The 23,385-nt window shown below is 37.4% G+C and carries 20 protein-coding genes and 1 CRISPR repeat array; of the genes, 1 reads left to right on the top strand and 19 read right to left on the bottom strand.

The genetic code is table 11. The features are described 5' to 3' along the window. Positions 1–197: 197 nt before the first annotated feature. From hemA to HMPREF1495_RS08675, 11 genes are all read right to left on the bottom strand, one after another. Complete coding sequence (gene hemA, locus HMPREF1495_RS08725) at positions 198–1,373, bottom strand: glutamyl-tRNA reductase (protein WP_034213893.1); 1,176 nt, start codon at positions 1,371–1,373, stop codon at positions 198–200. After that, positions 1,370–2,665: a glutamate-1-semialdehyde 2,1-aminomutase gene (gene hemL / locus HMPREF1495_RS08720; protein WP_034213891.1), complete on the bottom strand. Its 1,296-nt coding sequence runs from the start codon at positions 2,663–2,665 to the stop codon at positions 1,370–1,372. Before hemL ends, hemA begins: the two co-directional genes overlap by 4 nt. Next, on the bottom strand, positions 2,646–4,139 hold the full coding sequence (gene cobA, locus HMPREF1495_RS08715) for a uroporphyrinogen-III C-methyltransferase (RefSeq protein WP_034213889.1): 1,494 nt from the start codon (positions 4,137–4,139) through the stop codon (positions 2,646–2,648). Before cobA ends, hemL begins: the two co-directional genes overlap by 20 nt. A gap of 1 nt (position 4,140) precedes the next feature. Further along, positions 4,141–5,061 (bottom strand): hydroxymethylbilane synthase, encoded by a 921-nt coding sequence (gene hemC, locus HMPREF1495_RS08710; protein WP_034213887.1) that lies wholly within the window; start codon positions 5,059–5,061, stop codon positions 4,141–4,143. Beyond that, positions 5,051–5,821 carry a sirohydrochlorin cobaltochelatase gene (locus HMPREF1495_RS08705; RefSeq protein WP_034213885.1) on the bottom strand — a complete coding sequence of 257 codons (771 nt, stop codon included), beginning with the start codon at positions 5,819–5,821 and terminating at the stop codon, positions 5,051–5,053. The genes hemC and HMPREF1495_RS08705 overlap by 11 nt, the downstream gene beginning before the upstream one ends. Beyond that, entirely contained in the window at positions 5,818–6,792 is a 975-nt protein-coding gene (hemB, locus tag HMPREF1495_RS08700; protein WP_034213883.1) for a porphobilinogen synthase, read from the bottom strand. Before hemB ends, HMPREF1495_RS08705 begins: the two co-directional genes overlap by 4 nt. Positions 6,793–6,806: 14 nt before the next feature. After that, on the bottom strand, positions 6,807–7,313 hold the full coding sequence (locus HMPREF1495_RS08695) for a precorrin-2 dehydrogenase/sirohydrochlorin ferrochelatase family protein (RefSeq protein WP_007594571.1): 507 nt from the start codon (positions 7,311–7,313) through the stop codon (positions 6,807–6,809). A 301-nt stretch (positions 7,314–7,614) separates the two neighbouring features. Then, the gene (locus HMPREF1495_RS08690; protein WP_034213907.1) at positions 7,615–7,914 is read right to left on the bottom strand and encodes an ATPase; all 300 of its coding nucleotides are present in this window, start codon (positions 7,912–7,914) and stop codon (positions 7,615–7,617) included. 268 nt (positions 7,915–8,182) lie between these two features. Then, positions 8,183–9,367 carry a flavodoxin domain-containing protein gene (locus tag HMPREF1495_RS08685; RefSeq protein WP_007594576.1) on the bottom strand — a complete coding sequence of 395 codons (1,185 nt, stop codon included), beginning with the start codon at positions 9,365–9,367 and terminating at the stop codon, positions 8,183–8,185. A gap of 18 nt (positions 9,368–9,385) precedes the next feature. Beyond that, positions 9,386–10,039, bottom strand: coding sequence for a cupin domain-containing protein (locus HMPREF1495_RS08680; RefSeq protein WP_034213881.1), 654 nt, complete (start codon positions 10,037–10,039; stop codon positions 9,386–9,388). Positions 10,040–10,042: 3 nt separating this feature from the next. Further along, a complete protein-coding gene (locus HMPREF1495_RS08675; RefSeq protein ID WP_034213879.1) occupies positions 10,043–10,726 on the bottom strand; it encodes a DUF2249 domain-containing protein in 684 nt (227 codons plus the stop codon). Positions 10,727–10,838: 112 nt separating this feature from the next. On the opposite strand from HMPREF1495_RS08675, the gene HMPREF1495_RS08670 reads away from it, so the two are divergent. Beyond that, the gene (locus tag HMPREF1495_RS08670; RefSeq protein WP_007594582.1) at positions 10,839–11,513 is read left to right on the top strand and encodes a Crp/Fnr family transcriptional regulator; all 675 of its coding nucleotides are present in this window, start codon (positions 10,839–10,841) and stop codon (positions 11,511–11,513) included. Positions 11,514–11,759: 246 nt separating this feature from the next. After that, a CRISPR array of direct repeats spans positions 11,760–13,923; the repeat unit is 28 nt; unit sequence GGATCACCCCCGCCTACGCGGGGAACAC. A 23-nt stretch (positions 13,924–13,946) separates the two neighbouring features. Here HMPREF1495_RS08670 and cas2e read toward each other — a convergent pair. From cas2e to HMPREF1495_RS08630, 8 genes are read right to left on the bottom strand one after another with little or no spacing between them, the layout of a single operon-like run. Continuing rightward, positions 13,947–14,843 carry a type I-E CRISPR-associated endoribonuclease Cas2e gene (gene cas2e / locus HMPREF1495_RS08665; protein WP_034213877.1) on the bottom strand — a complete coding sequence of 299 codons (897 nt, stop codon included), beginning with the start codon at positions 14,841–14,843 and terminating at the stop codon, positions 13,947–13,949. A 1-nt stretch (position 14,844) separates the two neighbouring features. Beyond that, entirely contained in the window at positions 14,845–15,768 is a 924-nt protein-coding gene (gene cas1e, locus HMPREF1495_RS08660; RefSeq protein ID WP_034213875.1) for a type I-E CRISPR-associated endonuclease Cas1e, read from the bottom strand. 14 nt (positions 15,769–15,782) lie between these two features. Beyond that, positions 15,783–16,406, bottom strand: coding sequence for a type I-E CRISPR-associated protein Cas6/Cse3/CasE (gene cas6e, locus HMPREF1495_RS08655; protein WP_034213874.1), 624 nt, complete (start codon positions 16,404–16,406; stop codon positions 15,783–15,785). A gap of 1 nt (position 16,407) precedes the next feature. Beyond that, on the bottom strand, positions 16,408–17,130 hold the full coding sequence (gene cas5e / locus HMPREF1495_RS08650; protein ID WP_034213872.1) for a type I-E CRISPR-associated protein Cas5/CasD: 723 nt from the start codon (positions 17,128–17,130) through the stop codon (positions 16,408–16,410). 11 nt (positions 17,131–17,141) lie between these two features. Continuing rightward, positions 17,142–18,248, bottom strand: coding sequence for a type I-E CRISPR-associated protein Cas7/Cse4/CasC (gene cas7e / locus HMPREF1495_RS08645; protein WP_034213870.1), 1,107 nt, complete (start codon positions 18,246–18,248; stop codon positions 17,142–17,144). Beyond that, complete coding sequence (gene casB, locus HMPREF1495_RS08640; protein WP_034213869.1) at positions 18,238–18,816, bottom strand: type I-E CRISPR-associated protein Cse2/CasB; 579 nt, start codon at positions 18,814–18,816, stop codon at positions 18,238–18,240. Before casB ends, cas7e begins: the two co-directional genes overlap by 11 nt. A gap of 9 nt (positions 18,817–18,825) precedes the next feature. Then, positions 18,826–20,484, bottom strand: coding sequence for a type I-E CRISPR-associated protein Cse1/CasA (locus HMPREF1495_RS08635; protein ID WP_034213868.1), 1,659 nt, complete (start codon positions 20,482–20,484; stop codon positions 18,826–18,828). Further along, the gene (locus tag HMPREF1495_RS08630; RefSeq protein ID WP_034213867.1) at positions 20,471–23,248 is read right to left on the bottom strand and encodes a CRISPR-associated helicase/endonuclease Cas3; all 2,778 of its coding nucleotides are present in this window, start codon (positions 23,246–23,248) and stop codon (positions 20,471–20,473) included. The genes HMPREF1495_RS08635 and HMPREF1495_RS08630 overlap by 14 nt, the downstream gene beginning before the upstream one ends. Positions 23,249–23,385 lie beyond the last annotated feature (137 nt).

Raw genomic sequence — 23,385 nt, 5'->3', positions numbered from 1 at the left:
TTCTGCAACTCTATAATAACATACTTTTAGGCTATTTTTCAATATTTTATTATTTGATTTATATTTTTTATGCGTTTTTTTATTCACAAAATGATTTCAAAAAAAGTAATTTTACTATATAAACATATATATAAGATATATTTGTTCAATATGGAAAATTATAGTTCAGCTATTAAACAATTATACAATCTGCTGTATCATATTGAAAGAACATCAATGATAGACTGCAATGCTTCCAAACTTCCGTTATCTCTTATCTTATAAAACAGATGTTCCAAAGTCTTTTTTTCTCCGATTCTTGCCATCTCTTTTTCAAGATTTTCCGTTGCGTCTGAAAACACTTTTAAATTTTCCTGAAACAATGCCCATTTTAAAAATTTCTCCACACCTTCATCCGTCATTGCATTTGCTTTTTCAATACTTATCTTCTTTTTCTCATTGTTTTCATCTGCAAACTTTTTCATGTCATCCATATTGTAATAATATACATTATCAAGGCTTCTTACTCTTTCATCTATATCACATGGCACCGCCAAATCAATGAATACTTTTTTACTTCCCGGCACAATATTCTCCTGAATATGTTCCTTTGTCAGAGTGAAATGAGGTCCGCTTGTAGCCGAAACAATAATATCCGCATCATTTATATAATCATATCTGTCGTTATATTCTATAATTCTCACCCTGTCCATCACATTTGGAGACATATCTATATTATGCCTTCTTCTTGTAACATATATCTGTGAAAAATCGTAGCTTATCGCATTCTTTAATACGATATCTCCGATTTTTCCGGATGCACCTATCACAAGTATATTTTTTCCTGAAAACGAATTAAGTACATCCTTTGCCGCTCTCAGTGCCAATGTGGCTGTAGATACTCCTGATTTTGAGATTAAAGTTTCTGTTTTTATCTTCTTAGCCTCCGTGACGGCGTCTCTGAACAATGTATTAAGATATAAATGTGCTGTATCGCACTCTCTTGCAAATTCTATAGCATCCTTTACCTGCCCAAGTATCTGGTCTTCACCTATAAGCATTGAATCCAGACCTGCACTGACCTTATACAGATGATAAACTGCACTCTTTCCGGTATAGAAAAGCAAATAATCTCTGAGGTTTTCTATATTTATACCTATTATCTCTTCACATTTTTCCAAAATAATGTTTATTATACTGCCGGTACTCTTGTCATTTCCCGCACTTACATATATTTCGGTTCTGTTACATGTGATAAGTACTGCAGCTTCATCTATCAGTTCTTCACTGCATAATGATTTTAAAAGTCTCTTTTTGTCCTCAGTTCCGAATGCAAAATACTCTCTTATCTTTTGCGGTGTATTTCGAAAGCTTAAGCTTAGGAGTAAAATCATTCTTTTCCCCCAAACTCGGCTATTACATCCAAAGTATTATTTATATCCTCAGCTGTATGTGCATTGGATATAAATGCCGCCTCAAATTGACTTGGTGCCACATAAATACCATTCTCTCTTAAAAAGCTGTAATAACTTGCATATTTGTCAAGATCACAGCTTAATACATCCTCATAGCACTCAACTTTCTTTGATGTGAAAAATACCGATAACAAAGAACCCACTCTGTTTATATGTACTTTTTTCTCTCCCTCATTCATTATCTTTTCAATACCTTCAGCCAAAAGTTTAGCATTTTCATCTATATTTGCATAAATCTCAGGATTTTGAAAAAGTACTTCAAGAGTTGCAATACCGGCTGTTGTTGCTATAGGATTTCCACTAAGAGTACCCGCCTGATACACATCTCCAAGAGGACTGATATGAGCCATTATCTCTTTCTTTCCACCATACGCCGCCAGTGGCATACCTCCACCTACTATCTTGCCTACAGTAACTAAATCAGGCTTTATTTTAAAGTATTCACAGGCTCCTCCCTTTGCCAGTCTGAAACCTGTTATTACTTCATCAAATATCAAAAGAGCATTATTCTTTTTTGTGATTTCTCTAAGAAATTCAAGAAATCCATCCTTTGGAGGAATAACACCCATATTTGCCGCTACAGGCTCCACAATAACTGCAGCAATCTTATCATTATATTTATCAAATAATGCTTTGACGCTTTCTTTATCATTAAACTCCGCTACGACAGTATTTTTTGCATAGTCATCAGGTACTCCACCGCTTGAAGAAATTGCCTCTGTAAGCACACCGCTTCCGGCTTTTACCAAAAGTCCGTCCGAATGTCCATGATAGCAACCTGTAAATTTTAAAATAAGATCCTTATTTGTATATCCTCTTGCAAGTCTTATAGCGCTCATTGTAGCTTCCGTACCTGAATTTACCAGTCTTACCTGCTCCATAACAGGCATTGCTTCATTTATCATTTCAGCAAGTATATACTCCTTCTTTGTAGGAGCACCGAAGCTGAGGCCTTTTTTTAATGCCTTTTTTACCTTTTCAAGTACATACGGATGAGCATGCCCAAGTATTGCCGGTCCCCATGAGCATACATAATCTATATATTCATTTCCGTCTACATCAAATATCTTTGATCCCAAGCCCGACTTTATAAATACCGGATTTCTGTGTACCGCCCTTGCCGCACGAACCGGTGAGTTTACACCGCCCGGAATATACTTTTGAGATATACCGAAATATTTTTCCGATTTTTTATAATCCCTTGATTGCATCTACTATCCCCTTTACATCATATTGTTTTGCTGTAATCAATTCCTCTATACCAAATTCCCTAAGAGCCTTTGTGGTCACAGGCCCTATAGATACCACTCTGTTTAAAAGAGCCGATTTATCCTCTATCATCTCACACAAAGCCTTTGCCGCACTGGCACTTGCCACTACCACATAATCAAATTTCTTTATTTCCTTATTGAGCTCGAAACTTCTTCTGTAGTCAATAATTGTATCATAGATAGGAATATCGCTGAATTCTATACCTGCCTCATTAAGTCCGTTTGGAAGATTGTCATTTCCAAGCTTGGCTCTTAGCATAAGTACTTTACTGCTTTTATCAAGCTTTGGCAAAATTTCTTCCACAAAACTTTTTGAGTCAAACTTGCTCGGAATAAAGTCCGCATTCACTCCGTACTTTTTCAAAGCAGCACTGCTTCCGCTACCTATAACGCATATTTTTTTATTGTATAGGCTTCTGATATCTATATCATATTTTTTTATCTTATCAAAAAATATATCCACACCGTTTGAGCTTGTAAATAAAACATGTGTGGCAAGCTCAAGCTCCGAAACAAATCTTTCCTTATCAATTTCCATCTCTTTTGTAGCGATAAGACTCATCTCACAAGTATTTGCTCCAAGCTTTTTAAATTCAGGTGCCATCTTTTCCAGCAAACCCTTGGTGGCAGTGAGGAGTATATTTTTACCTGAAAGCGGCAGTATATCTTTTTGAAAGAAAGCAAGATTCTTTTCACATACATTGCCAACCACTATAAGAGCCGGAGAAATAATATTTTCTCTTTTTGCAATCTCCTCTATATTTGAAAGCTTCCCTCTGAATACTCTTTGATTATATCTTGTTCCGTTTTCAATAACAGCGGCTCCGATATCATGATTCATTCCGTTTGACAGCAAACCTTGTACTATCAAACTTAAGTTTGATATTCCCATCAAAAATACCAAACTACCCTCAAGCTTTGCTATATTTGTAAAATTTAAATCAAGTTCTTCTCCCTGTTTTTTATGGCCGGTAAAGACATGAAACTCTGCGGCTTCCCCTCTGAATGTAACAGGTATTCCGGCATAGCCAAGACCTGCATAGAATGAGCTGATTCCATGCACTATTTCAAAATCAATACCTCTTTCCAAGAGATACTCGGCCTCTTCACCGCCTCGCCCGAAAATATAGGGGTCACCCCCTTTTAGTCTCACTACATATTCACCTGTAAGAGCATGTTCTGCAATAGTCTCATTTATTTTGTCCTGTGTAAGATAATGATTTCCTGATATCTTCCCCGCATATATAAGCTTTGCACTCATCTTTGCCCTGTTTAATATAGTTGGATTCACCAGATTGTCATATACTATAACATCGGCAGTTTCTATACACTCACATGCCCTTAATGTAAGCAGTTTTTCATCTCCGGGTCCAACACCTACCAGTGATACACTATTTATTTTTTTATCAAACATTTTACCTCTTTAATTTGCCCGCCAATTCCTCTATGACAATCAGCAATTTTTCTAATGTCTTTTCTATATTATCGGCTTCCATATATTTACCGTCAAAGTAAGCTTTTATACTATATTTTTTTTGGTTATCGGATATATAAATACCTGCACTTGTATGACAATCGGCCTGTAATACACTTAAATACCTTCTCTCTGCAATAAATAAAGACGCACATTCTTTATCCTGTATTTTTTCAAGTATCTCTGCCATATCATCATTTGCATATTCTGCACATAATATTCCTTGTGCAGGTGCCGGCAATATATCACATTCTTTTATAATAAAAATGCTTATCTTATCAAAAATATCGCTGTATTCCGCAGCATATTTATTATCTTCAATAAGTCTGTCAATTCCTGCACCTGCCAAGATAACACCATCCACCTCATCTGAAAATATCTTTCCTATTCTGGTGATTACATTTCCTCTGACAGGCAGTATTTCAATATCCTTGTTTAAAAGCCTCAACTGTTCGGACCTTCTTTTTGAGCTTGTACCTATTCTAAATCCCTTTGGTAAGTTTCTTATATCTTTATTTGAATCTTTATTTACCACAAAAATATCATTGACTGCCGCCCTTTTTAAAACAGGCATAATTTTTAGCCTGTTGTCAAACTCTAAAGGCAAATCCTTTGCTGAATGCACCGCCAGATCTATATCTCCATTTATCAGTGCTTCTTCCAGCTCCTTTGTGAATAAACCTTTTCCACCTATTTCCTGTAATGAAATATCAAGCCTTTTATCACCTACCGTATTCATAGGAACATACTCTATTTTTATATGGGGGAAGCTATTTATTATAGCATCCCCCACCAATTTGCTCTGCGCCAGTGCCAAAGCACTTTTTCTTGTACCTATTCTTATTGTATCTTTATGAAACATATACCGCCTCATTTGCATGCTTAAGTATAAGACTTCTTACAAAATCATATTCTCCAAGTCCTTTAAGTTCAAAACTTACATTTTTTCCTCTTTCCTCAAGAATCGTTTTGAAGCTGTCCTCATCACCTGCCATATCATTCTTTGCATGATCTCCTGCCACTATCATAAAAGGTGACAGATGAACGGACTTGTATTCCGAAAGCTCCGGTAGAATATCTTCAATATACGGATAACCCTCTACACAGGCTATATGTATATCATCTCTTCCCATATCTACAAATCTGTTCCTAAGCTGTTCATATATTTCATTAGCTTCATGGTCTGAACCATGGCCCATCAAAAGATATGCGCTGTCAGCTTCTTTATTGTAGATCTCATCCAGTTCCTTTATAATAAACTTAAAGTCATCATCATTTTCCAAAAGTGCAGCTCCGATTTTTATTTTATTAAATCTGTCCTTATAGCTTAATACTGCATCCTTGACTTTATTATGTTCCACTCCGTTTATAATATGAGTACTTATTACCAATAATTCTTCCACACCTTCTTGTACAGCCTCATCCAAGGCTTCTTTTATATTGTTGATATGTAAGTTCTCACGACGTTTTAATTTCGACCTAATAATATCGCTTGTCCAAGCTCTGATAAAGATACTGTCATTAAAGGCTTCTCTTATATCATTTTCTATCACATCTATTGTCTTTTTTCTGGTGTCCTCATGTGTTGTTCCAAAACTTGCAACTATAACTCCCTTTTTCATCCGATTATCCCCTTGTCAATACATTTTGCCAGTTCTTTTGCATAATATGTAATATAAATATCGGCTCCCGCTCTGAACGCCGATACCGCCATCTCACACATTATCTTTTCTTCATCTATAAAGCCGTTCTTTGCCGCGGATTTCACCATAGAATACTCACCGCTTACAGAATATGCGGCTACCGGAACATTCGTAATCTCCTTGACTTTTGTCACTATATCCAAAAAGCTCATAGCCGGTTTTACCATTACAATATCGGCACCTTCTAAAATATCCTCTTTTACTTCCTTTAGTGCTTCTCTTACATTGTGCACATCCATCTGATAGCTCTTCCTGTCACCGAAAGCAGGTGCGGAATCTGCCGCCGCTCTGAAAGGACCATAAAATGCAGAAGCATACTTTGCCGAGTATGCCATTATAGGAATATTTTTATATCCGTTATCATCTAAAATTGCTCTTATCTCTTCAACCCTGCCATCCATCATATCTGAAGGAGCCACCATGTCGGCTCCGGCTTCTACCTGTGAAAGCGCAATCTTTGCAATATACTTTATAGTTGTGTCGTTATCTACATCACTTCCGTTTAATATTCCACAATGTCCATGTGAAGTATACTCACACATACATACATCACCTATTACATAAATCCCCGGATATTTTTTCTTTATATATCTGATTGCTTCCTGAACAATGCCATGGTCATGGTATGCCTCACTCCCTACTTCATCTTTATGCTTCGGTATACCAAAGAGCATTACGGCACTGACCCCTGCATCTAAAAGTTCTTCTATTACACTGTCACATCGGTCTATACTCATTCTATACTGTCCCGGCATGGACTCTATTTCTTCAAATATATTTTCTCCCTCTTCAAAAAACATAGGATAAATAAGGGCATCCTTGCTTATCCTTGTTTCTCTGACCATATTTCTTATACCCGCATTTGCTCTCAGTCTTCTGGTCCTAAACATATGTCCTCCCTGCTTCAGTCAAAATCTTCCTGCTTCGGATTTTCTTCCTGTTCTTTCCTGCATTCCTCAACTATATCTTTTATATTGTATCTGATTGCACTTGCCACCCTTCTTGCCAATTTATGGTTACTTCCGGATGATGTTACTCCTATCACCATCTCTTCCTCTGTAACAATCCCCGGAAAATAGAAATCACAATTCTTATAATTCGAGGCATCATTTACTATAACACCGGCTTTTTTACAATCCCATACTATCTTTTCATTCAGTTCCTTATCATTGGTAGCGGCTATAACATAGTCAACACCTACAACATCCGAACTGTCATAAGCTCTTTCCTTTAAAATCAGCCTGTCGTCCTGCAAATCCATTATAGTTACTGCTATAGACTTTGCTACGACTATTATCTTGCAACCGAACTCCTTAAGTTTTAGAATTCTTCTTGCAGCTATATTTCCGGCCCCTACCACCAAAAATGTCTTGTTACTTATATCAATAAACAGCGGAAAATACTTTGCCATAAGCCCTCCTTGCACTTTAAATCCACCAATAAAATTCTTCAAATATTATAACATATAATAAGGTAAATATTATCTAAAATATAAGCCGACAATAAAATGTTCATTAAAAAAAGCAGGTTATTCCCCGCTTTTTATTTTGACTGCCGGAGTATGATATCTTTTATGATAAATATGGATTTTATTTAATACTCCGTTATTTAAAGTATTTGCCTTAGCCATGTACAGTCTAAATCACATTTTTCTTTTTTGCCTTTGATAAATTTTGCAACTACCTTTAAATCCTTTGTATTATCATATATGGTTAATTCATTTTTATTTTAAATCCCTTTTCCCCTGCTTTTATTATATTATTTATAATGCTTTTTCCTGTCAATGTGGTCTCCTGATTAAAATCACATTGATCATTTATACATCTTTTGATAAGTTTCACCGCTTCCTTCATAGCTCTTGCCTGATCGGAAGGATTTCTCCAATCACCTCCGTTTGCAACTACTATCTCATCAGAATTAACTCTTACACCCAAATCTTTATCCTGCATATTAAATAATGTGGTTTTTCCGGCTCCGTTTACCCCTGCAAATAATGTATATATCGGTTTCATTTGCTTTCCCTTTCTTAAATCATTGTATTTATTACATAGAATCTTTGCCTTTACTCATAGACTTTTGAATATATATTAAGCAACTCTTTTATATGAAACCAATATATTATATAAGCTGTACATTAAAAATACCTTCGGAATAGGTTAAGTTTTTTTATGATTTTACAACAAAAATCGAGTAGAGACATCCCCTACCCGATTCTTTATTCTATAATAAATTTTAACCTTTCAATCTATTCGGTTAATGACGCTTTAGATTTGCTTTATACTATAATAAACTTTCAACCAGTTCCGGTAGTTTGTTAAAATCTTCCTCCTTCGGATTCCATAAAACTTTTATATTTTCTTCAGCCACTTTAAATCCGGCTCCTGCAAGCTGCTCTTTAAGTATCTTTACAGACTCTCCCGACCATCCATAGCAACCGAAAGCTGCCGCTTTTTTATTTTTAAACTTAAGCTGTTTTAAAAATTCCATCCAGCCTGCCACACTGCTTAATATGCTGTTTCCGACTGTAGGAGAACCCACCGCAATTGCCTTTGACTTAAAGATTTCAGTCATAACCTCATTCTTATCCGATTTTGAGATATTAAATACCTTTACTACAGTATCGGGACTCTTAGCATGAATTTCTTCAGCTATTTTATGTGCAATCTTTGTAGTTCCTTCCCACATTGTATCATACGCTATGGTTATCTGATCTTCCTGATAGTCAGCCGCCCATTCTCCATACTTTTTAACTATTTGCAGCGGATCTTCTCTCCATATTGCACCATGAGAAGGTGCAATCATATCTATCGGCAGATTAAAACCTGTGATTTCCTCCAGCTTTTTGGTAAGTATAGGAGCAAAAGGAGTCAATATATTTGCAAAATACTTCATTGCTTCCTTCCACAAAAGACATTGATCCGCCTTGTCATTAAACAATTCCTCCACTGCATAATGCTGTCCGAAGGCATCATTTGAAAATAAGATATTGTCTCCTGTCATATATGTCGCCATACTGTCAGGCCAGTGGAGCATACGCATTTCTACAAATACAAGCTTTTTACCGTTTCCTATATCCAAACTGTCTCCGGTCTTTACCACATTAAAGTTCCAGCCACGCTTTCCGTACTGACCTTCAATACTTTTTACAGCTGCTGCGGTACAATAAATCGGAGTATCAGGTATCTCCTCCATAAGTGCGGTAAGGGAACCTGAATGATCACATTCTCCATGATTGGCAACTATAAAATCTATCTTGCTTAAATCTATCTCCTTTTTTAGATTCTCTACAAAGTCAAATCTATGAGGTGTCCATATAGTGTCAATCAATACTGTTTTTTCTTCTTCTATAAGATAGGCATTTTGGCTGGAACCGTTTTTTATGGAATAATCATCGCCATGGAAACTCTCCAGCTCCCAATCAATATATCCTACCCAGCTTACATTCCCCTTTACTTTTTTTCTCATGTGATCGCCCCCTTTCTTTTATTCAAGTGTAAGTAATAATGCCATTTTAAATTTCTTTGTTGCTTTTACCGAGTGAAGTCCCGCCTTTGCAAAATGGAAGTTTTCACCTGCTTTTATAACATGTTCCTTTCCCTCATAACCTATTACCCCCTCGCCGTCAAGGGCAAAAACGATTGCCTCACCCGGTGCTGCATGTTCTGAAAGTGCCGCACCCTCATCAAATGCCATAACAATAAATTTCATCTTATCATTATGAACCACATCCATATTTACAATCTTTCCATCCGCATATGGTACCAAATCCGCTAATTTAAAAACTTCTCCCGCTTTAACACTGTTATTCATAATATCTTCTCTCCTTATTGATATTTCCGTATACACGGCTCCACTATTTGTTTTCATTCCCACAGGTGTATCTGTCATTGTTATAATACAGTCTCCTGTTTCAAGCTCTCTTATAAAACCCTTATCACCGTAAACACTCATCCTTCCCTCAGCCACTATAAGCAGCTTATGGTAGGGATATATTTCGGCACTTATATCCGTATTCTCCGCCAAAGAAAAATATATTATATCATTTGCTCCCTCATATACCGCCTTTGAAACAGTACAACCGGCAACAGGTTCATTATCCCTTGCTATAGAAAATACTTCACCTACTTTTTCTTTCATATATCACACCTTTACATCCGGATTCTTCTCTCCGAATTTTTCCTTTAATGTTTCACAAATCTCGCCCCTTGCTTTGTTTTGCTTTTCCATGTTTTTTATGGTCTTATATGCTGCAAAAAGTGTGGAAGGGCCTATCTCCGAACTAAAATAACCTATTCCCTGATTCCATACAAGAAGTTCAAAAACATCATCAAATGCAGCACTGTCAAGTCCGTGAATATATGCCTTTACAAGTTCTCTTGTTGCCTGACGCATTCTGCCCGCACCCACTGCATTTGTCAATGACAGTAAAAGCCTTGTTTCATACGGCAGATATCTATGCTCATCATTCCATGTCAAATCCCAGAAACTTACAGCTATATCCCCTAATTTCTCATCAATCAAAGGCATATTTGTAAGTGCCGCCGGACGCATAGGAATATCCCTTTCTTCCTGCTTTACCTCCACGCGGTAAAAATAAGCATGGTACTCACCTTCGGCTTTTTTCTCCGTATAATATTCAAAACCCAACCCCTCCATTACTTCATAAAGAGGTATGGGATCAAAGGACTGAATAACCGCTATTCCCTCGCCTGCCTTCACATCCATGGCCTGCTTTTTTAATCCCAAAAAGAAATTGCCTTGAATTCCTCTTACATCAATTTGCTTAAAACTTGAAACTTTATCTTTCCAATTTGTAACGCTCATATCTTGACCTCCTTTATTTTGTCTTTATTATACTCCTATAATGTCAAAAAATCTGTATTCCCAGATACAGATTTCATGTATAATAAAAACAACAAAAAACTATGGAGACAATATGTACTATTCAATTCTTCAAAACAGTTCCTTATTTAAGGGTTTGGGAGAAGATGAAATTTCAGATATCCTTGGAATTATTTCCCCCACCGTTAAATACTATGACAAAGGAAATACCGTGTTTAATTTTATGGATACCGCCAATCGTATAGGTATTATTTTAGAAGGTCGCGTAGAGGCAAGGAAAAATTTCCCAAACGGCAGGCAGGTGGATGTTTCTGTACGAAATCCCGGAGATATTATAGGACCTGCCGCCGTTTTTTCCAAAAGCCGAAAATATCCCTGTGATATAGTTGCAATTGAGCCTGCAAAGATAATGCTCTTACATAGAGATGAGCTTTTAAAGCTTATGCAATTAAATCTTTGCATATTACAAAATTTCACCACCGAAATTTCCACTGCCACTTATATGCTTCAGCAAAGACTTGAGCTGCTCTCCTACGGAGGCATCGCACAAAAAGCGGCATTCTGGCTTTTAATGCAGTCCTGTCAATCAGGTAAAGATACTGTCACAATTCCTGACAGCATTTCAAAATGGGCAATGCTTATGAATGTATCCAGAACCTCCCTGCACCGGGAATTAAGCCGCCTGGAATCCGAGAAAATTATTTTTTATAATCCCCCTGTAATCAAAATACTGGATTCAGATGCCCTGCAGGATATATTAAGCAGGTGACGGTATTTGTATTCTCTTTATAGTATTACTTATACAATCTCATTAATAAATACAGGTTTAAATATCTCAAAGTACTTCTGCATATAAGGATAAGACAAAATTACCAAAGGATACAAATTTTAATATAAGTAGTAACTCCCGCATACGCGGGGAATATTTCTGATGGTGATGGAACATAATATGTGGTAGGTTTCACCCCGCATACGCAGGGAATACCTGATGAAGAAAAAATCGTGAATAGAATAGGGATCACCTCCGCCTACGCGGGGAACACTGTGGATGTCCATCCGAGCGTTTGTAGTAGCCGGGATCACCCCCGCCTACGCGGGGAACACTATCAGAGAAAATGAATTACGGTACAAGATGGGGGATCACCCCCGCCTACGCGGGGAACACCATATGTTCAAGTGCTGTTGTTGGCTCTGTATGGGATCACCCCCGCCTACGCGGGGAACACAAAAGAAATAATAGAAATATTTAAGATAGATTAGGATCACCCCCGCCTACGCGGGGAACACGATTATTCTATTCTGATTGATTATCTAATCTAAGGATCACCCCCGCCTACGCGGGGAACACTAATTTATTTTATTGTCTGAAAATTCTGATAATGGATCACCCCCGCCTACGCGGGGAACACGTAGAATTACACAGAATTCTAACGACTTAAACGGGATCACCCCCGCCTACGCGGGGAACACAACACAATTTTTAGCATCTAAGAATGATGAGAGGGATCACCCCCGCCTACGCGGGGAACACTCTTTTGCGAAAATAGTATAATTGTTTTTGCCGGGATCACCCCCGCCTACGCGGGGAACACTTTGTTACGTTAATGAAAAAATAAAAGGTAAGGGGATCACCCCCGCCTACGCGGGGAACACTATCTATCGTACTCCGTCCAGCCTTCAGGGTTGGGATCACCCCCGCCTACGCGGGGAACACGAAAAAGACGCATATTATCATATAGCCAAACTAGGATCACCCCCGCCTACGCGGGGAACACAGCGCCGATATCAATGCCATTTTGCCTTAGCAGGGATCACCCCCGCCTACGCGGGGAACACAGTACGAAAAAGAAATAAGACAATCGCAAGCAAGGATCACCCCCGCCTACGCGGGGAACACCTACTGGGGTTATTGGATAGTAAGATAAAGATAGGATCACCCCCGCCTACGCGGGGAACACTGATATTAATATAGAATTTTATTATATATCTGAGGATCACCCCCGCCTACGCGGGGAACACTAGATAATCAATCTATTTATTTATTTGATATGAGGATCACCCCCGCCTACGCGGGGAACACTCTCTATATTATCATAATCTTTTAAAATCTCTTGGATCACCCCCGCCTACGCGGGGAACACTATCATTCATATAAGTATTGTACTGAACTTCTGGGATCACCCCCGCCTACGCGGGGAACACAATTATTGATTTACCTGTTGAACAAGGTACATAGGATCACCCCCGCCTACGCGGGGAACACTGTCGTCAAGTGCACAACCTGCAGCGATGCTCAGGATCACCCCCGCCTACGCGGGGAACACCGTATAGTTCAACTTGAAATAGGTTTCGTTCCAGGATCACCCCCGCCTACGCGGGGAACACGTAGTATTATTATAACCTCTGTCATCGTCTCTGGGATCACCCCCGCCTACGCGGGGAACACATACCTAGTTGGACTATCATTTTTTCTATCTCAGGATCACCCCCGCCTACGCGGGGAACACTAATATTGCTTTTTCCCTGCCATCTGCAATGCGGGATCACCCCCGCCTACGCGGGGAACACTTAAAAAATACTAAACTGCCTACTTTTGCCGTAGGATCACCCCCGCCTACGCGGGGAACACGTTACAATATTCCCATTCTGATAATATTTCCAGGGATCACCCCCGCCTACGCGGGGAACACTAGCTTTGATAATTGATATAGTTATAAATCAGTAGGATCACCCCCGCCTACGCGGGGAACACATAAATGACGGACGCAAGGCAAGGAAAGCACCGGGATCACCCCCGCCTACGCGGGGAACACTGTAATAGGTGATACATATATTTTTGTTGTCGGGGATCACCCCCGCCTACGCGGGGAACACGGTGTAGGAGCTTTAGTAGGTGTTGTGTGGGCAGGATCACCCCCGCCTACGCGGGGAACACAGGTGCATATGAAGAAATTTGTTTCAAATCAGGGGATCACCCCCGCCTACGCGGGGAACACCCAAATGCTTCATTTTTAAAAATTTTCAACTCGGGATCACCCCCGCCTACGCGGGGAACACGCCAACACGGCAAGCCCCTACGACCCAGTCGCAGGATCACCCCCGCCTACGCGGGGAACACGTTCAAAGCTTATAAACTCCAACTCTTCGCCTGGGATCACCCCCGCCTACGCGGGGAACACAGTAATAAGATCCCTTAAACACGCTATGTCAGACTATATAAATCCCTGAATTTGTTTACTTTTACAGCAAGCTTGTATATTAGCCTTGCGTCTTCCAATGCTCTATGTGGTACTTCATCACCAACCCCATATTCCTTTATCACAGTTTGTAATTTATAGTTTGCCAAAAATAGTTTTTCATTTTTTACAAACTTCATTAAATCATATCGTTTATTTTCAAGTTTTTCAAGTTCAAATTTTGACAGTGCAATATTTATAAATTCAATATCAAAACTTACATTATATCCTATGATATCCAAATCACCTATAAATTCCTTAAAATTCTTTAATACCACATCTACACTCTTACCATTAGTTTTAAGCATATTAGTGGTAATACCTGTCATTGCAACTATATGTTTTGGTAATGTTCCTTCATAGCTTATCAGACTTTGAAATTCACTTATTATTCCACCCTCAGATTTTACTGCACCTATTTCGATAATAACATCTTTCTCTTTATCCAAACCGTCAGTTTCTATATCTATTACAACAAAATCCTTAGAATCAAGCTTACTCTTATGTGTCATATATTTTTTAGCATTTCTAAACTTTGCCGCATTGCTGAACCCATGTTTTATTTCTCTTTTTTCATCTACATTCTCATTTGGAATAAAAACCAAAGGTATACCATCCATGTCGATATTTGAAAAGCTTGTATTGTTAGTATCAAACTGATAACCAAGTTCATTTCTGTAAGAGAAACTCAAAGTCGCCTCTCCGTCCTTGACATTCTCCTTCACCCTCTTCCAAAGCTTTTCTCTTACCTTTGTGTTGAAATTTCCAATATAGACTCCTGTAGTTATCTCCTGCATCCATTTGGTCAAATCACCTCTGAGGGCCTGTGGCACTTTTTTCAATGTAATAACTGTAAACGGCATATCACATCACCTCAGTATAACTCACACCATAACTTACAAGTTGCTCCTTATTATCCCAAAGTCCCAAAAATTCCCCTTCAAGCTTTTCGTCATCACCTATATCCAATAAATACTGCAGGTCTGATACAATCTGCTTTACAAGCTTTTTTTCTTCGAAAATGTCCCTTGCCTTTCTTCTGGTAATGCTTCCAATATCATCTTCTTTTCCAAACTCACTTGCTATTTCAAATGCTAATGGAATCGTTGTATCTGCTTTATACAAATCTGCAATATCATATACAAATGATAAATCATGACCTGTATGTACAAAACCAAGCCCTGCAGATATTCCAAGTGCTACCATCACACTGTAAACAAGCCCATATAATGCTACATTACCTGCCGATAATGCCTGATTTACAACAGATCCGCTTGCAAAATCATCCACCTTATAATCTCTGCCGGTCCATTCAACATTATATTTTTTTGACAATCCCGTATATAATCTCTTGACTCTCGTACCCTCATGTCCTCTAAGCTGCTGCATAGTATATGATGAGACATCCTCCCCTTGAAATCTCATCATATACATTTTCCTTGCAACATCCACTCTGCTTCTAACATTTGTAACTAATCTTGCCTGACTTTCTAAAAACCTGGTAGAATGAGTCAATGCTCTGCCATGTGCATAATGTCGTACACCTTTTTCTCCTACCCATATTATGCCTGTACCCATATCTCCTATCAGCTCCATTGCTCTATGGGTAATGTCCGTTCCCGGTCCCAACATCAATGCTCCAATCATTGCTACCGGTATTCTGACAGTACCCCTACTGTCAGATACCACTATAGCTCCATCCTGTCTGTTCACTTTGGCATGCTCTATATAGATAAATGTAACTCTGTCACTTATTCTGGGAAGTTCATTTATTTTAGCTTTTTCCATACTCACACCTACTATCACATCGGTATTACTGTCATGAGTCCAAATCCATAAGCTTTTTTCTTACCGAAGCCATTCTCCAATAGTAATTTGAACTTATCCTCATCAACTACTGTTAATACCCCTTCAAATGTGGCTTTTACCACTTTTATCGGCTTCGTTCCGGATTTTCTTAGTAGCTCAAATCCCCTCTCTACGATATTCACTTCATTTTCATTTACTTCAAAACCATTTTTTATAGCTCTGTCAATAAAAAACTTCTTTTGAAACTCTGCTGTAATGTGCGGCTTTTCACTGCCTCGCTTGCCATCCTCCATCACTGCATGTACAGGATTTGTTACAAGTCTAAAGCGTAACTTCATACCATTTTTCACTTTGCTTATATATGCATCATATTCCTTTGTTACTGCACTGCCGGTCACACCATATTTTTCCAGCAATTTCAGATCGGGCTTCTCTCCACTTACCAACAACAAATACTTCTTATCATTTATCTTATCAAGTCTCCAAAGCTTCCTGTTTCTTACCCCGCTCTCTTCTTTAAAGCTTTGTTCTACCCAATTATGATAAGCTCCCAGATGCGTCAAATCTCTTATCTTCTGCCTATTGTATATATCTAACTCAACTCTTGAAATATACATATCATTCACCTACCAAATCAAAAATATTATGGTTTGTATCTTCATCTTCAAACATACTATTTTTTACATAAATCTTTGCATGATCTTCATATCTAAAACTGAACTGCCTGTTCTTCTTTGCAAAAGATATAACCTTATCCTGCCTTAATATTTCTCTGTCAGCATTATCAAAAATGCCCTTGTCACAATATACATCCAATGCTTTCTGACTTTTATTATATCTTTTCTTATAATAATCTTTTGCCTGCCACTCACATTTTCCCAATATGCTACTTATATCACCGTCAAAATTTCCAAGAATAAAATCTGCCAAAACCGGTATTGATCTTCTTCCTAAAAACATTTGAAAATACGGTCTCTTCAAAGCTTCATATATTTTCTCTATAAGATTATCATCCTCATGTGATATCGCAACTACAAATACAGCATCTTCAAGATAGTATCTTTCTGTAACATAAGTTCTATCAAAATCTCCACCTGGCTTATATTTCCTTGCAATATGATAATCTTTTAAAAGACTGCCTTCTTGGTCAATCCTTGTTGCAAACTTTATCTTTTCCAGTTCTTTGATAGCTGCATCATCTCTCCTTATCCCAAGTGCAGCCCCTATTAGTCCGATCACTGCACTTTTTGCCGGATAAAGATCTGTATGTCTGGTTTCAAAATGTGAGTCGGTTCCCCAAGACTGCATAGGTCCTGCAAACTTCAATAATATAGTTTTCACATTTTCACCCCTTAGCTAAATTGATAATTTTCTATTTCTGCTCCAAGCTTTTCAAGTAATTCATCCAGTGAATCTACTTCCTCACCATCTGCAATATTCATGTTATCTATCGCTAAATAAAGTGTCTTTATAGGCTTCTGTACGAACTTTTGTATCTTTTCCATCTCATCCGACATTCTTTTTATAGAACCTGCAACATATCCTTCTTCTGATTTTACAGGAGATTCAAATGCACTTACAAGGCTTACCGGTCTATCCTCTCTCAAATTAATCACCAATATACTTGGCAATGTCTGATTGGCAAATGTATTTACCTTTCCTGTAGGCAATGACTTGGCAAAAGCTTCTACAAAAAGCTTAGTTGCATTTATCATACTACCTTTGTCCTTAAGTTGATGTAAAAATTCATGAAGTGAAACATTTGCATATCTATATAATGTTGATGAATTATATTCAACATTTCCAATCATACCTGCACCGGCATTGTCCTCAGGTGAAAGGTCATCTGCCGCAGTAAAATAATCAAACTCAGTCTGTACTCCATGTGTTGAAATTGCATGAGCTACCTGTGAAGATGCATCTTCATTCAAACTTGGATCATCAGCCACCATTCTTCCAAATAGTGCTATATCTATCGCAACATTATCATTTAAAACTTTTTGCAATAAATCTTTATCCAGTACCAACTTACCCTTTGCATCCTCTTCTGCTTCCGCTGCTATTTTAGCAATATCTCTTGCCTGATTTTCTCCAAGGAAGAATAAAGCTTTAGCTTCTTTGGCACTCTTATCTTTATTATCTTTCAGTTTTATTCCGGCTTTTTCTATCGCCTCTGCCGCTCTATCCATAGCTTCTTTTTCAAGTATCGTACTATTTATTTCTCTAATCTTTCCGGCAACATAGCTTACTATATCTTTTGTTCTTACACCTACATTAGCTACTTCTCCACTTTCCTTGAAGTAATTTCTCATTGCAGCCTTCCAAGACTGTGAACTTACTCTTGCTCTTCTTACTCCACCATATAGAGCTGTCTTTGGACTACCTGTATCATCTCTATTAATATTTGAAGGTGGTAATGTCTGTATAATATGCATATCCAAAAATAATCTACTGTTCATTTGATTCTCCTTTACTATTGAACTTATAATATTCCCTTGCCCAGTTTAAAATAATATTGTCTTTGTTTTTGTTCTTCCTTATCCGGTACAAATCTTCTGCAAGTCTGCCATAGTCAATCCTTGCACCTTTTTGCTTTGACTTTAATAACCTTATCAAATGCCTTAAATGTACTGTCAATTCATCAAAATCTGTTGATGTAATCATTGCATTAAATCTTCTGTCCGGTGCTGTAGTATCATCACCTACTCTAAGTAACTTTAGACTTGTTCCTACATTACTGTAACCGTCTTCAGTAGTATTGACGCAAAGATCTTCCCCCTGCTGATGTATTGCATACAGCTGTAAACAGCTCAATATACAAATTTCCTCATCAGTCATCTTCTTACTGTTTCCAAGAAAGCTTTCAGGCAATTTCTCAAAAACAACAGGCATTATATCCGCCATATCGGCATAGTCTCTTCCGATAGAATTCCTTAGCCTGGAAAGTATTGCCTTTCCTGTGGAATATTCCTGCATAGCATACAGCTCTTTAAGAATTCTCCCGATAACACTTTTTACACTCTCCATCTAACCTCCTTAATTTTGATTTAATCTATATAAAAATGAATTATATATCGTTGCAATATTCTTTACACCGGTACTTGTCTCTATACCTTTATAATCCCTTAATCCGGCATTTGACACTAACTCATCCACATACTCTTTCATAGCTTTTTTTAAAACATTCTGCCATTCAATTTCTTTTGTATCCTTGTCATTATCAATATCAATGCTTTCAATCCAATTTCTAAACGATAGGTCTATTCTAAAATAAAACTGTTCAACATATTTTGATACATCCGACTTCTCCATATTTCTTATCTCTAATAAGTCAAATATGAACCTTTTTAATACTGTATCTATTATTGCTTTTGTATCTGAAATAGTTTTATTTATTCTAATTATCCAACCGTTATCTCCGGTGTCTACCAATACTCTTTCTTTAAGGTTAAGAGTATCTTCCACCTCATCTATAGGTGCCCATGAAGTAGCATTGCCATCATCCAACATACATACTGCACACAATGTAATATTTTCCTTGTTAAATCCCAGTTCTTCCGACTCCGATATATCACACAGTTTATTTAGCCATTCTATAACTCCGGGTTTTCTTGTGCCCTCACCCACTCCTGTTAACAGTCCGAAGTTTCGCCACATTGACTTATTTGCATCATGCTTTCTTGGTCTATATTTATCCTTATATTCACCGGTATCATTATATTTCCAGACTGTCATAGGCTCTAAAAAAGCATCTGAGTGTTCTATCTCAGGCAACTTTGCTATAAAGCATACAAACTTATCTTCCTTTGTTCTGTTCGGATCTATAAATATTTCTCTACACCAGGCAGTATAGAGTGAAGCAATATTGTCAATTCCATTATGAAAATACAACTCTATATTTTTCTCTATTGTTTCTGCTTCCCAACATGGTTTCTGACTTTTTAATAAATTGTTGTTTTCATTATGACCAATTACAAAATTAAGCATCAATGTTTCAAACACATTATTGCCCTGAAGATATACTCCTCCCAAATCATACAGCCACCCCTTGGAATATGTCTTTGCAAATCCGACCTTTTTCTTGTCAGATGTACCTATATAGCCCTGTAATGTTATAAGCCATCTTGCCAATTCATCATCAGCAATATATTCCTTATAAGATTCATCTTTAGGTGAAAAATATGCCTGCTTATTATTGCTCTCCGAAACAAGCCTATTTATATTTTTTCCATAAAACTCTCCACCACCGGCGGCATCCTTTTCTATCACCTCTTTTGTCACCTGAAAGAAAGGGTATTTGTCATCATATAGAAAAAACCTTTCTCTCCATTTTTCCAAATACTCATACACTACTTTTGGAAATTCTTTAGCATTCCATATATCTATCCAAGTCTGATACAATGCATCTTCATAATCTTCCAAATCATTTTCTTCAAGCTCTCCAGTCTGTAAAAAACTCTTCTCATCCACTTCGAAAAACTCATATGGATCTCCATTTGAATCAAACCTTGAAAAGACTGTATGAAGGATTGCCAACATAACTCTCATTACTGCAAAATCCTGAGTCTTCATATCTCCGGCTAATTCTTTGTACTTAGCTGCATCGGCAAAAAGTTCTTTTATAGAAACCTTTTCTACAGTATCCTTACTTGCAACCTGAATCCACTTTTCATCCAATAAATTATACCTTGGCATCATTTTCCCCCTTTAATATCAAACCGTATTTTTCGTCATATATCATATTTACTCCATTTATACTGCACTCGTTATTCTCATCAAACATTGCACATAAAGTTCCCTTTAACCACGCCGAATTATCCCATTTTTGCAAATTGTTTATGTAAAAATCTTCTAACTCTCGTATAGTCTTGTCTATATTATAGGACTTTGAGAGCTTATTTGGAAGTTTTATTGTACAACTTGCAAGTTTTTTTGCTGTTTTTACATCTTCAATATTGTTTGACATATCCTCACTACTGTCAAATGTAGTATAACCGTCTTTAATCTTCTTTAATGCAATTACTTCTATAGTATCCTGTGTATCTCTAACTTGTGAGTTACCCTCTTCCTCGCCGGAATTCCTTGATTGATTATTAAGCCATCCTATAAGATTTGGTTCCTTAGATATGCGTTTTTTTAATACGGGGCTACTTAATCTATAAGTTCCGGCTCTGCTTTCTTTACTGTTAACCAAAGCCTTATATTCTATCTTATATTCACTATACTTCTCATTTAATTCATCAGGTAGATCCGGTTCTATATTCTCATCATAGACTTCTTGTACCAGCCTTGATATATCACTTGGAAGTCTTATGCTGTCACCTAAAAAGTAGCCGGTTCTTGCTAAGAGATATCCTCCATATACTGCTTTTGAGCCGGTTTCAAATTCTAAGTTTTTGTCATTACCTAAAACATATAGTACAGGTTTCTTATGTTTCCTTGGTCTATTATCCCTTGTATGTCTATGGAGTCTTCCCATTCTTTGTATCAATAAGTCTACCGGTGCAATATCACTTATCATTACATCAAAATCAATATCTAAAGACTGCTCTATAACCTGCGTTCCTACTACAATCAGCTTATCCGGTCTGTCTCCGTCTTTCCCAAGATATCTCATCAGCTTTTCTTCATTTTTCACTCTGTCCGTAGCTATAAACGAAGAATGAAGCAACATAACATTTTCATCACCAAACTTTTCTGACAGCTCTTTGGCAATATTCTGTGCTTTCTTCACTGTATTTACAATAACACCGACATTACCTCCACCGTCAAGCAAGGATTCCATCAGCTTAGGCAAACTCTCGGTATCAGTATATTTTATCTCGATTCTCTTATCTTCTATCGGCGCAAAATCCTTTACAGTTAATGCTTTATAATTATCAGTGTAAGTAATCAGAGGGTAATCCTCTACCATCAGACTGCTCATATCCTCTTTGCTTAACTTAACTCCCTTGCCCGTCAAATAATGTTTTATAAAATCCACTCTACTTTTCTTCGGTAATGTTGCAGACAACAGTATTACCGGCACATTGTAGGCTCCAAGCCATTCAAGTGCCATATTCAAGTATTGATCCATATATGTATCATAAGCATGTACCTCATCTATTACTACAACCTTTTTACTGAGACCAAGATGCCTTAGTGCCAAATGCTTTTGCCTCAGTGCCATCATCAAAAGCTGATCTACAGTACCTACTACAAAATCATCCATTATGGCCGTCTTCTTACCACAAAACCACTGATTTACTACAAAACCTTCTCTACCTTCATTATCTCCATCAACATCTATACTTGAAGCACTCGTAAGATTATTATATTCTTCATTTAAAAAAGCCTTGCCATGTACCAGCCTTAATCCTCTTTTTTCACCTAATTCCACACTCTGCTTTTTTATCCAACTGATTATTCTTGGAAATATACCGTTTGATGTCGCCTGTGTCGGTAATCCGAAAAACAGCCCGCTTCTTCCTGACTTTACAGCAAGCTCTTCAGCACCCACAAGTGCCGCTTCTGTTTTCCCAAGTCCCATAGGAGCTTCAAGTATTATCAGTCCGGGATTCTTAGCATCACTGATTGTCTGTGCAAATTTTAGCTGTACATCCCTTGGTAAAAATCCAAATCTCTCCTTAAACAAGCCTTTACAATCAGCATATACTTCAGGTAACCACATATCACTTTGATTTGAATATTTCCATTTTGTAAAACCATGCTCGCATCTCTTATTCATATCAATATTAGTATCATCAAATATTTCTTTTAGCGGAAAGAAGTATGTATTACTGGCGATCCAATCTGCCATTGTCAAAAGTCCAAGAAGCATTGCCTGTGCAGGCTGTGAGAGTATCGGTATATCCTCACATCTTTCAAAGCCGCTATTTTTTAATGCATTGTTTAAAATATCTGTCTGTACACTTAACCATTTTTTATATATGTCACTGCTCTCATTTTCACTTTGAAAGAGATTTTTCTTAAATGAACTAAGTGTGTCGGAGATCATACTTTTATTATCTATAGGTCTGCCATGATGCCCACCTACTATAGATCCTATGTCATTTTCCTTTTTAAATCTATCGCTTAATACACTTAATATCACCTCTCCTGCAAGTCCATGTGGTGTTTTTTCAGGTGATGAAAGCAAATCCTGTGAGTCTATACCTATAAACCCTGCCCTTACCAGTTTTTCTGTCAACTCCTTATCTAAGTCCTTAGAATTCGCAAAACCTTTCTTTAGCTGAAAAGCCGGACTTGCCTTGCCGATATCATGAATTGCACCTATAAATATTGCAATCTGCTTTCCCATATCTGTATCATCTGTAATGGTTCCCTTTTGTCCCTCACTCATCCAATGTTCCCATAAAAGTCCCATAATTCTTCCTGTATCTTCTAAATGAGCCGTAAGCGGTAACCAATACATTAATCCATCTTTTTCTTCTTTCTTTGCCCACAAAGCTTCCAGCATATCTCCTCCTCTTATCTTTTTTCTATAATTTTATTTTACTATATTAGCTGTCCTTTAAAAATACCTGCATTTCTATATTTCCTTTATATTTATTCTTGTAATTTATTTTCTATATCAAAATAATTTTAGTCTTAAAT

Source organism: Lachnoanaerobaculum sp. MSX33, assembly GCF_000512995.1.
Taxonomy (GTDB): domain Bacteria; phylum Bacillota; class Clostridia; order Lachnospirales; family Lachnospiraceae; genus Lachnoanaerobaculum.
Note: the sequence above shows the minus strand (reverse complement) of the source record. Positions and strands in the feature narration are given on the sequence as shown.

Excerpts from the sequence above, each read along its gene's own strand:
- cas1e (WP_034213875.1), bottom strand. The coding sequence starts at position 15,768 with ATGGAAAAAGCTAAAATAAATGAACTTCCCAGAATAAGTGACAGAGTT.
- casB (WP_034213869.1), bottom strand. The coding sequence starts at position 18,816 with ATGGAGAGTGTAAAAAGTGTTATCGGGAGAATTCTTAAAGAGCTGTAT.
- HMPREF1495_RS08705 (WP_034213885.1), bottom strand. The coding sequence starts at position 5,821 with ATGAAAAAGGGAGTTATAGTTGCAAGTTTTGGAACAACACATGAGGAC.
- HMPREF1495_RS08685 (WP_007594576.1), bottom strand. The coding sequence starts at position 9,367 with ATGAGAAAAAAAGTAAAGGGGAATGTAAGCTGGGTAGGATATATTGAT.
- hemB (WP_034213883.1), bottom strand. The coding sequence starts at position 6,792 with ATGTTTAGGACCAGAAGACTGAGAGCAAATGCGGGTATAAGAAATATG.
- cobA (WP_034213889.1), bottom strand. The coding sequence starts at position 4,139 with ATGTTTGATAAAAAAATAAATAGTGTATCACTGGTAGGTGTTGGACCC.
- cas6e (WP_034213874.1), bottom strand. The coding sequence starts at position 16,406 with ATGTATATTTCAAGAGTTGAGTTAGATATATACAATAGGCAGAAGATA.
- HMPREF1495_RS08635 (WP_034213868.1), bottom strand. The coding sequence starts at position 20,484 with ATGCCAAGGTATAATTTATTGGATGAAAAGTGGATTCAGGTTGCAAGT.
- hemL (WP_034213891.1), bottom strand. The coding sequence starts at position 2,665 with ATGCAATCAAGGGATTATAAAAAATCGGAAAAATATTTCGGTATATCT.
- hemA (WP_034213893.1), bottom strand. The coding sequence starts at position 1,373 with ATGATTTTACTCCTAAGCTTAAGCTTTCGAAATACACCGCAAAAGATA.
- HMPREF1495_RS08690 (WP_034213907.1), bottom strand. The coding sequence starts at position 7,914 with ATGAAACCGATATATACATTATTTGCAGGGGTAAACGGAGCCGGAAAA.
- HMPREF1495_RS08695 (WP_007594571.1), bottom strand. The coding sequence starts at position 7,313 with ATGGCAAAGTATTTTCCGCTGTTTATTGATATAAGTAACAAGACATTT.
- HMPREF1495_RS08630 (WP_034213867.1), bottom strand. The coding sequence starts at position 23,248 with ATGCTGGAAGCTTTGTGGGCAAAGAAAGAAGAAAAAGATGGATTAATG.
- cas2e (WP_034213877.1), bottom strand. The coding sequence starts at position 14,843 with ATGCCGTTTACAGTTATTACATTGAAAAAAGTGCCACAGGCCCTCAGA.
- HMPREF1495_RS08680 (WP_034213881.1), bottom strand. The coding sequence starts at position 10,039 with ATGAAAGAAAAAGTAGGTGAAGTATTTTCTATAGCAAGGGATAATGAA.
- hemC (WP_034213887.1), bottom strand. The coding sequence starts at position 5,061 with ATGTTTCATAAAGATACAATAAGAATAGGTACAAGAAAAAGTGCTTTG.
- cas7e (WP_034213870.1), bottom strand. The coding sequence starts at position 18,248 with ATGAACAGTAGATTATTTTTGGATATGCATATTATACAGACATTACCA.
- HMPREF1495_RS08670 (WP_007594582.1), top strand. The coding sequence starts at position 10,839 with ATGTACTATTCAATTCTTCAAAACAGTTCCTTATTTAAGGGTTTGGGA.
- HMPREF1495_RS08675 (WP_034213879.1), bottom strand. The coding sequence starts at position 10,726 with ATGAGCGTTACAAATTGGAAAGATAAAGTTTCAAGTTTTAAGCAAATT.